Consider the following 12,847-nt stretch of genomic DNA (forward strand, 5'->3'; position numbering starts at 1 on the left):
GACGCCACCGGACCCCTCCCCACCCCCGAGGACTTCCAGAACATCCCCGGACTCGGCGTCCAGGGCATCGTCGAGGGCCACGCCCTCCTCGTCGGACGGCCCCGCCTTCTCGCCGACGCGGCGATCCCCCTCCCGCCCGGGTTGTCGCAGGCCCTGGCGGATGCCGGGGAGCACGGCCGTACGGCGGTCGTCGTGGCCTGGGACGGGGAGGCGCGGGGCGTGTTCGGGGTGGCGGACGCGGTCAAGGACAGCAGTGCGGCCGCCGTGACCGAGCTGCGCGCCCTGGGGCTGAGGCCCGTCCTCCTCACCGGCGACAACCGGGCCGTGGCGGAGTCGGTCGCGGCCGAGGTGGGCATCGACGAGGTCCACGCCGAGGTGCTTCCCGAGGACAAGGTGAACGTCGTGAAGCGCCTTCAGGCCGAGGGCCGGGTCGTCGCCATGGTCGGCGACGGGGTCAACGACGCCGCCGCGCTGGCCACGGCAGACCTGGGGCTGGCGATGGGCACCGGGACGGATGCGGCGATCGAAGCGAGCGACCTCACACTGGTTCGTGGAGATCTCAAGGTGACAGCTGACGCAATCCGCCTCTCCAGGCGTACGCTGGCCACCATCAGGGGCAACCTCTTCTGGGCCTTCGGGTACAACGTCGCGGCCTTGCCCCTGGCTGCAAGTGGCCTGCTCAACCCAATGATCGCGGGAGCCGCCATGGCGTTTTCGTCCGTGTTCGTCGTCACGAACAGCCTACGGTTGCGTGCCTTCACGTAACTTCCACAAAGAGATTTAGATCACACCGATTTCAGGGTAACCATCCGGTGGGTTCGCGAGTCTTAGAGTGCGATGCCAAGGATGTCTCGGGGGACGTCCGACGGAGTGTCTTGGGGGACGCTCCCGTGGCAAGCGTTTGGCCGGGGCACGTGCACCGGGGAGCTTTGAGCGGCCCTCTCGTGCGTGCGTACCCCGGCGGATCGCAGCACAAGGGAACACAACAGAACACGGGAGCTCCGGCTCCCTGCAGACGCCCGGCCGGATCCCGTGGGGGGAATCCGCTCCGGGATATGGGAAGCGCCCTGACCGTCGACCCGTGGGGGGATCGGCGGCGGGGCGTTTCTCGCTTTCCAGCCCCCTGCCCCTCCCGCCCCCCGGAACGCCGAATCGCCCCGGACACCGCGCTCTGTGCGAAGCGCGGTACGCGGGGCGAAGGCAGTCGGCCGAAGAGGCCGGGCACTACGGGCGTTGCGGGATCCGGCGGTGCGGGACCCTGCGGTACGAGGTCCGGGTCAGCGGCCCTCGACCGGGACGAAGTCGCGCAGGACCTCGCCGGTGTAGATCTGGCGCGGGCGGCCGATGCGGGAACCCGGCTCCTTGATCATCTCGTGCCACTGGGCGATCCAGCCGGGAAGGCGGCCGAGCGCGAAGAGCACGGTGAACATCTCGGTCGGGAAGCCCATGGCCCGGTAGATCAGACCGGTGTAGAAGTCCACGTTGGGGTAGAGGTTGCGCGAGACGAAGTAGTCGTCGGAGAGCGCGTGCTCCTCCAGCTTGAGCGCGATATCGAGCAGCTCGTCGGACTTGCCGAGCGCGGACAGCACGTCGTGGGCGGCGGCCTTGATGATCTTGGCGCGAGGGTCGAAGGACTTGTACACCCGGTGGCCGAAGCCCATCAGGCGGACGCCGTCCTCCTTGTTCTTCACCTTGCGGATGAAGGAGTCGACGTCGCCGCCGTTGGCCTGGATGCCTTCCAGCATCTCCAGCACCGACTGGTTGGCGCCACCGTGCAGGGGGCCCCACAGCGCCGAGATGCCGGCGGAGATCGAGGCGAACATGTTCGCCTGCGAGGAGCCGACCAGACGCACGGTGGAGGTCGAGCAGTTCTGCTCGTGGTCCGCGTGCAGGATGAGCAGCTTGTCCAGCGCCGAGACGACGACCGGGTCCAGCTCGTACTCCTGGGCGGGGACCGAGAAGGTCATGCGCAGGAAGTTCTCGACGTACCCGAGGTCGTTGCGCGGGTAGACGAAGGGGTGACCGATCGACTTCTTGTAGGCGTACGCCGCGATCGTCGGCAGCTTCGCCAGCAGGCGGATCGTCGACAGGTGACGCTGCTGCTCGTCGAACGGGTTGTGGCTGTCCTGGTAGAACGTGGACAGCGCGCTGACGACCGAGGACAGCATGGCCATCGGGTGGGCGTCGCGGGGGAAGCCGTCGAAGAACCGCTTGACGTCCTCGTGCAGCAGCGTGTGTTGGGTGATCTCGTTCTTGAAGGTCGCCAGTTGGTCGACCTGCGGAAGGTCACCGTTGATCAGCGTGTACGCGACCTCGAGGAACGACGAGCGCTCGGCGAGCTGCTCGATCGGGTATCCGCGGTAGCGCAGAATGCCCTGCTCACCGTCGAGGTACGTGACGGCGGATTTATAGGCGGCTGTGTTGCCGTATCCGCTGTCCAGCGTCACCAGGCCGGTATTGGCCCGGAGCTTCCCGATGTCGAAGCCCTTGTCGCCGACGGTGCTGTCGATCACCGGGTAGGTGTACTCGTCATCGCCGTACCGCAGTACTACAGCGTTGTTGGTGTGCTCGCTCACGTCATCCCTCACCGACGTAGTGCCTCTTCTTCGAGGTGCCCTGACTGTCTTCCACCCTCCCCCATTCGGCTCAGGAGAGTGCACTCGGGGTCGTCCATTGGACCTACTGACGGCACTGAGTGCCGCCAACTTACTCATCCTGCCCCCTTGACTGCGGTTCCGGAAGACCTCCGTGATGTTTCCCACCGATTTGATCGATCATTTTTGTGCAGGGGTCACACGAAGTCTTCGCCCGAGCCGCCCCGGAGCCGGAAATCCAGTGCCGTACAGCGTCTGCCTGCGGAAACCGTGCGGACCGCCTGGCCGATCGCCTTACGGGACCCGACGAGGACGACGAGCTTCCTGGCCCTCGTCACGGCCGTGTAGAGCAGATTGCGCTGGAGCATCATCCAGGCGCTGGTGGTGACGGGGATGACGACGGCCGGATACTCGCTGCCCTGGGAACGGTGGATGGTCATGGCGTACGCGTGGGCCAGCTCGTCCAGCTCGTCGAAGTCGTAGCCGATCTCCTCGTCCTCGTCGGTGCGGACGGTGAGCTTCTGTTCGTCCACGTCCAGGCCGGTGACGACGCCGACCGTGCCGTTGAAGACGCCGTTCTCGCCCTTGTCGTAGTTGTTGCGGATCTGGGTGACCTTGTCGCCGACCCGGAAGACCCGGCCGCCGAACCGCTTCTCGGGGAGGTCGGGACGGCCCGGGGTGATGGCCTGCTGGAGCAGCCCGTTCAAATGTCCGGCTCCGGCAGGGCCCCGGTGCATCGGGGCGAGGACCTGTACGTCACGGCGCGGGTCGAGACCGAACTTGGCCGGAACGCGGCGGGCCGCGACATCGACGGCGAGCTTGCCCGCGTCCTCCGTCTCGTCCTCCACGAAGAGGAAGAAGTCGCTCAGCCCCTCGGTGAGCGGGGGCTGCCCGGCGTTGATCCGGTGCGCGTTGGTCACGACGCCGGACTGCTGGGCCTGGCGGAAGATCCGGGTGAGCCGGACGGCGGGAACCGGGCCGCCCTCGGCGAGCAGATCGCTCAGCACCTCCCCCGCGCCGACCGAGGGCAGTTGGTCGACGTCACCCACCAGGAGGAGGTGGGCACCGGGTGCCACCGCCTTCACGAGCTTGTTGGCGAGCAGCAGGTCGAGCATCGACGCCTCGTCCACGACGACCAGATCGGCGTCCAGCGGACGGTCCCGGTCGTAGGCCGCGTCCCCGCCCGGCCTCAGCTCCAGGAGCCGGTGCACGGTGGACGCCTCGGCCCCGGTCAGCTCGGCGAGCCGCTTGGCTGCCCGACCGGTGGGCGCGGCCAGCACGACCTTGGCCCGCTTGGCCCGGGCCAGCTCGACGATGGACCGGACGGTGAACGACTTCCCGCAGCCGGGCCCACCGGTCAGGACGGCCACCTTCCGGCTGAGCGCGAGCCGTACGGCCTCCTCCTGCTCGGGCGCGAGCGAGGCCCCCGTACGCGTGGCGAGCCAGGCCAGGGCCTTGTCCCAGTCCACGTCCTGGAAGGCCGGCATCCGGTCCTCCCCGGTCCGCAGCAGCCGCCGGACCTGCCCGGCGAGGGACAGCTCGGCCCGGTGGAAGGGGACCAGGTAGACAGCCGTGATCGGTTCGCCGCCCTCGGGCGACGGCACCTTCTCCCGTACGACGCCCTCCGGGTCGGCGGCCAGCTCGGCCAGGCACTCGATGACCAGCCCGGTGTCGACCTGGAGCAGCTTGACGCCGTCCGCGATGAGCCGCTCCTCGGGGAGGTAGCAGTGCCCCTGGTCGGAGGACTGGGACAGGGCGTGCTGAAGGCCGGCCTTGACCCGCTCGGGGCTGTCGTGCGGAATGCCCACGGCCTGGGCGATCCGGTCGGCGGTGAGGAAGCCGATGCCCCAGACGTCGGCGGCCAGCCGGTAGGGCTGGTTCTTCACGACGGAGATCGAGGCGTCCTCGTACTTCTTGTAGATGCGGACGGCGATGGAGGTGGAGACGCCGACGCCCTGGAGGAAGACCATGACCTCCTTGATCGCCTTCTGTTCCTCCCAGGCCGCCGCGATCATCTTCGTGCGCTTGGGGCCGAGGCCGGGGACCTCGACGAGCCGCTTCGGCTCCTGCTCGATGACGTCGAGGGTGTCGACGCCGAAGTGGGTGGTGATCCGGTCGGCCATCACCGGCCCGATGCCCTTGATCAGCCCGGATCCGAGATAGCGGCGGATGCCCTGGATGGTGGCGGGCAGGACGGTGGTGTAGTTCTCCACGGTGAACTGCTTGCCGTACTGGGAGTGCGAGCCCCAACGGCCCTCCATCCGCAGCGACTCGCCGACCTGCGCGCCGAGCAGCGCACCGACCACGGTGAGGAGGTCGCCCGCCCCGCGCCCGGTGTCGACGCGGGCGACCGTGTACCCGTTCTCCTCGTTGGCGTAGGTGATCCGCTCCAGGACCCCTTCGAGGACGGCCATGTTGGACATGACCCGACGCTACCGGGTGGCACTGACGGTCCGGTTCGCGGCCCGGGTCCCCGTCACGGGGTACGGGGGCGCGGCCCGCCGTCCCGGTAGTCGTTCGCCAGTAGCGCGTCCATGGTGGAGCGCAGTCTGCCGAGGAAGTCCTCGAACTGCTGGATCTCCTGCGGCGAGTACGCCGACATCGCCTCGGCCATCCGCTCGGTGTACGGACCGAAGAACGCCTCGGCGCGCGGCCGGATGCCGGGGCTGCTGCGCAGGGTCACGACCCGGCGGTCGGTGCTCTCGCAGGGGGACCTGCCGGAGGGCGGCGGGCTCGGCGGCGCCCTGGCGGCGGCCGGCTGCTTCCTTCTCGCGGCCGCCTTCTTCGCGATCTGGGTCTACGGACTGGTGGCGCTGCTCGGCTGAGACGGGCCGTCAGGGCCCGCCGGGCCCTGACGCGGTCGCCCCGGCGACGGGCTCCTCGCCGTGGGCGCGGCCGTACGGGGCGGGCGCGGATGCCACTTCGCTGGTCCTGGCGCACGGCCGGCCGGGCAGCGTCGCCGACTCACGGAAGGTCCTCGTCCGTACGCGGTTCTGGCCGGTCCGGCAGGAGCGCGTCGAGCCGTGAGCCGCGGCTCTCCGCGACGCGCACGATCTGTTGCAGCGACTCGGTCAGCCTGCCGGCGAGAAAGCGGACCTGTGGTCCGGTGGACCCGTCGTCGGCCAACAGGTCGGCGGCGTGGCCGAGCAGTTCGTCCGCCATGTCGAGTTGGATGCTCTCCACGTCGTCGGCCATCCGCGAGACGTAGCCGGTGCCGTCTCCGACGACGTAACAGGGCTTTCCACCTGTGCCCGTCCACGGCAGCAGCCGCATCGCGGAGGCTTCGGCGCGGTCGGTGTGTTCGCTGCTCATCCTCATGCCGCGCCCCCGCTCACCCGGCCGAGGTGAACGCCGTGGGCGGCGATCAGCAGCGCCCCGTACCGGATCCGCCTCCGCCTCGCTTCGGTCGCCCGTTCCTCGGCCACACGCCGCTCGTGCGCCACGACGTACGGGCGCACCAACGGGCTGTCCTCGTCACGCGGAGGGCGCTCCCCGGTGCGGTAGACGGTCGGCCCGCCGACGTAGGCGCAGGAGTACGGGTGGACGTAGGCGTACGGCTCCAAGGGATGCCGTTGACGCCGTACGGGGATCAGCAATCGCCGTACCGACTTCAGAAGTCGGGCGATAACGTGCTTCATGTCAGCCTGCTTTCCGGGGATGGCCATGCCCCCGGACCGGTTACGTCGGTCGCGGGGGTCTCTTCGCACAAGTGCGGCCGCTTCTTTCCGTAGCGAACCCATCACAGAGTGGGGTCGCCCGTCGCTACGCTGCCAGGGGGTCGGGGATGACAGCGCGTCCGTCAAGACGAGGAGTTGGAGTGCATGGGAACGAAGCAGGGGCCGCGCACGCCGAGGCAGAAGTACGGCGAGGAGCTGCGGCTGCGACGTATCGCGACGGGGCTGACGCAGGAGGCCCTGAGCGAGATGGTCGTCTGCTCGCCCACCCTCATCAGCCATTACGAAGCGGGACGGCGGCTGCCTAGCCCGGAGGACGCGCGGCGGATCGACCAGGCGCTGCGTACGGATGGGTTCTTCGAGCGGTGGCTGCAAGACTTGGAGACGAAGTACGACGAAAACTTCGCTGCCGTGGCGGAGTTGGAGCAACAAGCGGTGCTCATCCAGCAGTTCGCGCTGACGCTCGTGCCCGGTCTGTTGCAGACGGACGACTACGCACGGGCCCTGTTCGAGGCATACCGCCCCAACCACCGCAAGGAGGATATTGACAAGGAGGTCGTCATTCGAACGGAGCGTGCCCGCGTACTCGACAGCCCGCTGAATCCGGTGGTGTGGACGCTGCTGGACGAGGCCGTGCTGCGGCGGCGGGTCGGCGGCCCACAGGTGATGGCCAGACAGTTGCGGAAGGTCGCCGACATGGCCGAGGCAGGGCGGCTGCGGCTGCACGTGCTGCCGTTCGAGGCCGGGGCTCACTCACTCCAACAGAGCCTGCTGACGCTGATGAGCTTTGCGGACTCCGCGCCGGTGGCCTACGTCGAAGCCTTCCAGACGGGCAACCTGATGGATGATCCACGCTTGGTGGCCTTTAGCCGCACGGCATACGATCTCGCTCTGGGCGACGCGTTGTCGCACCAGGAGTCAGTGGCCCGCGTGCGGGCCGCAGCGGAGGAGCACGTACATGGTCACCGGTAGGCGAAGCCTTACGGACGCGTCCACCCTCACGGGCTGGTTCAAGTCCACCTACAGCGGCGGGAACCAGGGCGAGTGCCTTGAGGTCGCCCGCGGTTACGCCACCGTCCCCGTCCGCGACAGCAAGGCCGCCGACGGCCCGGCAGTCGTCTTCTCCGCAGACGGCTGGTCTTCCTTCGTCACCGCGCTCAAAAGTGGCGACTTCTCCGCCTGATCGACCCTCTCTTGGAGCGGCCCCGCCGGCACCACGCGGCTGGGCCGCCGGGCGGTGTCAGGCGCGGGACAGGAACGCCGCGCGCAGGGCCCGGTCCCGCAGCAGCGCCAGAGTCTCTTCCTCGCCGACGAACAGCAGGTCCGCGACGCGATGGTCGGCCTGGTGGAACATCGCCGCCAGTACGTCCGCGAGCGGACGGTTCCAAGCCACCCTGACGATCTTCGCCGCCTTGTCGTGCTGCCCCCGATCCGTGGCGATGCGCCACAGCTCCACCGACTCCTTGGCGGTCTCGTAAGCAGTTCTGCGCCCGTCGACGAGGACACCACGCGCATTGAGCCCGAACACGGCCAAGCACGCCTCTCCACGGGGCGTCAGTCCCTTGTACTCACCCACCGGCAGGACCAGCCGCAGGTGGTCCAACGGTTCCTGGAGCGTGGGATCGAGAAGGAGCGGGCTGCCGTCCTCCTCGGATCGGGGGAATAGGTTCCGCTTCTGGTTGCTGTTGCAGTACGCGCAGGCCAGCAAGTGGTTGAGCCACTCGAAGGTACGCGCCGGGGCAAGGCTCTTCGGCTCGAAGTGGTCGATGTCCGTGCCCTGGCTGTCCCCGCAGTACATGCAGCGCTGGTGACCGGGCGCCATGCCCGCGAGGGCCGCCAGCAGACCGTCGCGTACGCGTCGGCGGACGGTGGTGTGAGCCCACAGCTCGGCCGCCCTGGCCTTGCGGTCCGACTCGACGGTCCGCTCGATCTGCTCGGTGTACGTCCTGAGATGAGCCACCGTGTCCGGGGGCAGCGGAGCCCGCTCCAGGCGAATCACTCCGCCTCGCCACCCTCTCCGTCCCCGATCTCCTCGGCGATGCGGTGGAGTTGGGCGGACATCTCGTGGACCCGTGCCGCCGGCGAGCTGGTGAGCAGGTCCTTGAGGCTCTTGTAGCGCGCGACGGTGCCCGGCGAGGTGTCACCCTCGTACACCTGGGACTCCAGGGCGACGAACTCGGCGCGGACGTGCTCGGCCCGTTCCGAGTACGGGGTGTCGAGACCGAAGAGGTCGGAGAGGACCGCGTCGTCGCCGCTGCCGTAGACCACTCGCTCGTACAGGTCCTTTGACACGACCTCGGGCGCCGCGTCCTCCCTCACCCCCGGCAGACGGATCAGACCGCCGGGGTCAGCCGCCTGGCAGATGTACGGGCTGTGGGTCGTCACGATGAACTGGACGTTGGGGAAGTGCGTGGTCAGCCAGGGGCCGATGCGGCGCTGCCAGGAGACGTGGAGGTGGGCGTCGATCTCATCGATGATCACGATGCCCGGGATCTTGTTGACGACGGTCTCGTCATCGATGGTCTCCACGGTGAGGTCACCGAAGACGTCATCGTCGATGCCTCCCAGGGCCAGGGCGTCGAAGGCGTCGTAGATCTGCTTGAGGATGTCGACCACCAGGGCGGCTACCGTCCGGAACCCGTCGCTCATCTCACGGAGCGGGAACCGATGGCCGTCGCGTCGGACCCACAACCCCTCGGAGTCGACGTCGTCCACCTCGTAGCCGTCCGGAAGCAGGCCGTCCTTGAGAATGGCCAGCGCGGCGGCCTTGAGGGCGGCGGCTCCCGGCCGTCCCTCCAGGGCCCTCAGGTGCTGCTCGATCAACCAGGTGACTCCCTCGGCGAGCGAGGCGTCCTCGTGGAAGAGGCTCGCCTGCCGGGCGACGGGGCCGGAGGCAAGCATGAGGCGCTGCACGTCTCCTGAACCTCCCGCCATCCGACGGAACGGCCCGTAGCCGGCACAGAACCAGCCGACCGGGTTGTCGGCCCACGGGCCCCGCCGTGCGGCACTGCTCTGCGCATCCGTATAGCGGATCTCCTCCAGCGACGGCTGGCTTCCCCTCCTGCTGTGGTGGGAGAAGCGGGTGTCCGCGGCCCCGTCCTGCGGTGCCCGCCACCGCAGACCGGCCGTGAACCCGGCATTCGGTGGCCGCCCGTAGGTGAACCGGTCGACGTCCGGGTCCCTGGCGATCTCCACCTCGGCCCGTCCCGCCGAGGTGCCCCGCGTCACCCAGTTGTCGAAGTCCGGCACGAGGCTGCGCGCCGCGGCCGGACCGCTCAGGGCCAGAGCCACGGCCCGGAGCAGAGTGGTCTTTCCCGCGCCGTTCCGTCCCGCGAGGACCGTCCAGCCGGCGTGGGAGCCGTCCGGGCGGGTCAGGGTCAGATCGACGACGCGCGGTCCGTGGAACGACTTGATGTTCTCGACGCGCACGCGGGAGACGTACATGGGTGACGGTTCCGTCCGGTGTGGGAGGTGCGGGGCAGACTGTTCCGGTTCCGCGTCGGCAGCCACTCGTCCATGCTGTTCCCACCCCGTTGCTGCCGCCGCGCAGATCGCTCAGGCGGTTGAGTCTACGAGACGTGAACCAGACAGCGCTTTCGGAAAGGGCCGGCCCGTGAGATGAACGGGACCTGCCCTACGGCGAACCCGCCCGAGAAGGGCGCATGGGGCAGGGGCCGGCAAGGAGAGCCCTGCACCGGCCGGAGGGCGGAAGCGCCTGCACCCGGCCTGCCGCCCGTGAACGGCAGGCCCTTCGGGAGCACTTTCGGCGCGTGGCCGATGAAGTGGTCGTCCTGCTGCCGGCCACCGCGCTGTCGCAGATGCGGAGCGAACTCGCCGGGGGCGTGGGGGATCGGATGCGACGTGGTCCGTCGCTCAGCCCATGCTCGCCGCGACCTCGCTGCGCAGTTGCGGCAGCTTGTCGTGCAGCACTCCCGGGCAGAGGGTGTCGCCGAAGTCCTTGTGCCCGTAGATGCGGCTCGGCGCGATGCCGTACTGGCCGCAGGTGTACGCACACAGCGTCACCAGTACCTCCCACTGTGCCCGGGGCGGCTGCGCTCCGTCGTGGTAGGCGCCCTCGTTGGCGATGCCGATGCCCTCCCCGTTACGGCCGGCGGTGTGTGCTCCCAGCACGAAGTCGCTGCCGCTCCGCAGCGTACTGAGGCTGCGGTGGCGGCCCTCGGTGATCCAGCCGCCCCGGCTGACGAGGAAGTGGTAGCCGGTGTCGGTCCATCCGTTCTTGTCCATGTGCAGGTCCTGGACCCAGTGGGCGTGCCGGTGGGCCTGGGCGCGGGAGACGTCGGAGGTGTTGGCGCTGACCGTGTGGTGCACGACGATCATGGACGGCCGCTTCCCCACCAGGCTCACCGAGCCTTGCGGTGGACGGGCTTTCCACTGGGCGGTGCTGTCGATGTCCGGTTCGACGACGCCGGAGGCGTGGGCCGTGCCCGGTAAGGCGGCGGCGGCGAGTCCGCCGGCGCCGGCGAGGAGGACGTGGCGACGGGACGGCTGCGGAAGGTTCACGGCGAGCTCCTGGCGTGGGGGCGGCGTACGCGCGGCGGTGATGGCGGTGGCCGGTGGGGGCGGTCGCGGTGCGGCCGGGTGAGTCGCCGACGGATTCACCCGGCCGCCGCGAGGGGCGGAGTTGCTAGGCCGAGTTGTTGGCGAGGGCCTGGAGCCGGGCGAAGCTGCCGTTGAACTTGTTGCGGTCCACGTCGCCGGAGACTCCGCCGACCCGACCGGTCGCCGTGTACTGCCAGATCGTCCACGTGGGGAAGCCGCTGGGGATGTTCGGGCTGCTGGTGCCCCAGTGCGCCACCCAGAGAGGCGACTTGGTGGCCATTCCGGTCCAGTTCCCGGTGCAGGTGTTCCACCAGCCGGCCGTCGTGTAGATGACGACGTCGCGGGTCGTACGGGCCTTGTACGTGTTGTAGAAGTCGTTGATCCACGTGCGCATCTGGGTCGTGGAGAGGCCGTAGCACATGGCGCCGTACGGGTTGTGCTCGATGTCCAGCACACCAGGGAGGGTCTTGCCGTCCCTGGACCACCCTCCGCCGCTGCTCGCGAAGTAGTTGGCCTGGGTCGCCCCGTTGGAGACGTTGGGGCGGGCGAAGTGGTAAGCGCCCCGGATCAGACCGGCGTTGTAGGAGCCGGTGTAGTTCGCGCTGAAGCGGCTGTCCTTGAAGGTCGTGCCCTCGGTGGCCTTCATGTAGGCGAAGTCGATGCCCGCGGCCTTGACCGAACCCCAGTTGATCGCCCCCTGCCAGTGGGAGACGTCGATGCCCTGGACGCCGCTGGTGTCCATCGGCGTGATCCCGCCCGCCACCGAGGACGCGGGGCCCTGCTCGATGCGGGTGCCCGCCCCCATCCAGGCCTGTCCGGACCGTATCGGCTTGTCGGGGCCGGGCGGCGCGGCGACGGCCGTGCCCGTGCCGGTCAGGATCAGCGCCACGGCACTGCCGAGAGCTCCTGCCAGCAGCGCTCCTCTGGATCTCTTGAGTCGGCGGGACGGAGAACGGTACGCGGGCATAGCCACCTCCGGGCACGTTGACGGGAAGAGATCCATGGCATCCGATTACCGGACGCCATGGACATGTCACGAGTAACGCACGAGCGGGGAAAGGCGTAAAGAGGCTGTTCGGTCTAGACCTGTGTCGCCGGGCCTCACCTGCGGAAACACGCCAGAACGGCGAGAAATTTTCACTCCTGAAGGTCTCCGGCGCCCGATCCCGTCCATGGACGCACACCCATGGACGCACGAAGACACACAGGAGCGGCGGCCGGCCGGCCGAGCGCACCTTGTCCCGAGTATTCAAATTTGACTATGCTGGACCAAAGAAAGGGAAGCTGCCGCCGACACGCAGGCCGGGCTCGCGGACCTGCGGAGCTGATCAGCCGAAGGGGGCGCCGGCCGTCCACGCCCCCTGACCCCCGCCTCGGTTCACCCCGGCGGGTCCTCGCCCGTCAGTCCGTCGACCGACTCCCGGATGAGGTCGGCGTGGCCGACATGGCGGGCGTACTCCTCGATGAGGTCCAGGAGGATGCGGCGAAGGTTCGGGCGTTCGCCGCTACGGGTGACGTGAGCGCCGAGCTGGTCCAGGCCGCCGCCCGCGCGGAGCGCCGCGTCGACCGTGGCCCGGGAGCGGGCCGCCGATTCCTCCCAGAGGGTGCGCAGTTGCCCGGGGGTGTCCTGGGCGGCGGTGCGGTAGGCCCAGTCGGGGTCGCTGTCCCAGTCGACCGTGTTCCAGGGCGCGCCGACCGGAACGCCGAGCCACAGGCGGGCGAAGTGGCTGTCCTCGACGTGCGCCAGGTGCTTGAGCAGGCCGCCCAGTGTGACGGCGGACGCGCCGACGGTGGCTTGCAGTCCGGCGGTGTCCAGACCGGAGCACTTCCAGGCCAGCGTGGCCCGCTGGCGCTCCAGGGCGCCGAGGACGGCTGCCGCCTCGGAACCGGCGAGGGGAGGTTCGGGCCAGGCTTCCACTGCGCTCTCCGTCATGGCGCAGAGGGTAGCGGAGCCGGAACAGCGGAATGGGGCCCGGCCTCGCGGCCGGACCCCCCTCGCTTTCCCCTCCCGTCGGGCCT

The 12,847-nt window shown here is 69.2% G+C and carries 14 protein-coding genes; 4 read left to right on the forward strand and 10 right to left on the reverse strand.

The genetic code is table 11. From position 1 onward, the window contains the following. On the forward strand, positions 1-765 hold a 765-nt coding region (locus IG90_RS0133490; protein WP_030593298.1), incomplete at its 5' end, for a heavy metal translocating P-type ATPase. 512 nt (positions 766-1,277) lie between these two features. Here IG90_RS0133490 and IG90_RS0133495 read toward each other — a convergent pair. From IG90_RS0133495 to IG90_RS0133505, 3 genes are all read right to left on the reverse strand, one after another. Continuing rightward, positions 1,278-2,576: a citrate synthase gene (locus IG90_RS0133495; protein WP_030593301.1), complete on the reverse strand. Its 1,299-nt coding sequence runs from the start codon at positions 2,574-2,576 to the stop codon at positions 1,278-1,280. A gap of 215 nt (positions 2,577-2,791) precedes the next feature. Further along, positions 2,792-5,017, reverse strand: coding sequence for an SF1B family DNA helicase RecD2 (gene recD2 / locus IG90_RS0133500; RefSeq protein WP_030593304.1), 2,226 nt, complete (start codon positions 5,015-5,017; stop codon positions 2,792-2,794). 53 nt (positions 5,018-5,070) lie between these two features. Continuing rightward, complete coding sequence (locus IG90_RS0133505) at positions 5,071-5,277, reverse strand: hypothetical protein (protein ID WP_411572660.1); 207 nt, start codon at positions 5,275-5,277, stop codon at positions 5,071-5,073. Between the two features lie 13 nt (positions 5,278-5,290). On the opposite strand from IG90_RS0133505, the gene IG90_RS46760 reads away from it, so the two are divergent. Beyond that, positions 5,291-5,419: a hypothetical protein gene (locus IG90_RS46760; protein ID WP_267958708.1), complete on the forward strand. Its 129-nt coding sequence runs from the start codon at positions 5,291-5,293 to the stop codon at positions 5,417-5,419. A gap of 139 nt (positions 5,420-5,558) precedes the next feature. On the opposite strand, the gene IG90_RS0133515 is transcribed toward IG90_RS46760, so the two are convergent. Both IG90_RS0133515 and IG90_RS0133520 read right to left on the reverse strand, forming a co-directional pair. Beyond that, on the reverse strand, positions 5,559-5,906 hold the full coding sequence (locus tag IG90_RS0133515) for a hypothetical protein (RefSeq protein WP_051860368.1): 348 nt from the start codon (positions 5,904-5,906) through the stop codon (positions 5,559-5,561). 2 nt (positions 5,907-5,908) lie between these two features. Beyond that, entirely contained in the window at positions 5,909-6,232 is a 324-nt protein-coding gene (locus IG90_RS0133520; RefSeq protein WP_106973013.1) for a hypothetical protein, read from the reverse strand. A gap of 183 nt (positions 6,233-6,415) precedes the next feature. Between IG90_RS0133520 and IG90_RS0133525 the strand changes: the two genes are divergently transcribed. Both IG90_RS0133525 and IG90_RS0133530 read left to right on the forward strand, forming a co-directional pair. Continuing rightward, complete coding sequence (locus IG90_RS0133525; RefSeq protein WP_030593316.1) at positions 6,416-7,240, forward strand: helix-turn-helix domain-containing protein; 825 nt, start codon at positions 6,416-6,418, stop codon at positions 7,238-7,240. After that, entirely contained in the window at positions 7,227-7,451 is a 225-nt protein-coding gene (locus IG90_RS0133530; protein ID WP_030593318.1) for a DUF397 domain-containing protein, read from the forward strand. Before IG90_RS0133525 ends, IG90_RS0133530 begins: the two co-directional genes overlap by 14 nt. A 57-nt stretch (positions 7,452-7,508) precedes the next feature. On the opposite strand, the gene IG90_RS0133535 is transcribed toward IG90_RS0133530, so the two are convergent. From IG90_RS0133535 to IG90_RS0133555, 5 genes are all read right to left on the reverse strand, one after another. Beyond that, complete coding sequence (locus IG90_RS0133535; RefSeq protein ID WP_245170741.1) at positions 7,509-8,267, reverse strand: HNH endonuclease; 759 nt, start codon at positions 8,265-8,267, stop codon at positions 7,509-7,511. Next, positions 8,264-9,712, reverse strand: coding sequence for an AAA family ATPase (locus tag IG90_RS0133540; RefSeq protein ID WP_030593324.1), 1,449 nt, complete (start codon positions 9,710-9,712; stop codon positions 8,264-8,266). Before IG90_RS0133540 ends, IG90_RS0133535 begins: the two co-directional genes overlap by 4 nt. A 429-nt stretch (positions 9,713-10,141) precedes the next feature. Then, a complete protein-coding gene (locus tag IG90_RS0133545) occupies positions 10,142-10,789 on the reverse strand; it encodes a peptidoglycan recognition protein family protein (RefSeq protein WP_030593327.1) in 648 nt (215 codons plus the stop codon). A 124-nt stretch (positions 10,790-10,913) separates the two neighbouring features. Beyond that, positions 10,914-11,795, reverse strand: coding sequence for a lysozyme (locus tag IG90_RS0133550; RefSeq protein WP_030593330.1), 882 nt, complete (start codon positions 11,793-11,795; stop codon positions 10,914-10,916). Between the two features lie 411 nt (positions 11,796-12,206). Next, a complete protein-coding gene (locus tag IG90_RS0133555; protein WP_030593333.1) occupies positions 12,207-12,761 on the reverse strand; it encodes a DinB family protein in 555 nt (184 codons plus the stop codon). Positions 12,762-12,847 lie beyond the last annotated feature (86 nt).

This window comes from Streptomyces anulatus (genome assembly GCF_000721175.1).
Taxonomy (GTDB): Bacteria; Actinomycetota; Actinomycetes; order Streptomycetales; family Streptomycetaceae; genus Streptomyces; species Streptomyces anulatus_C.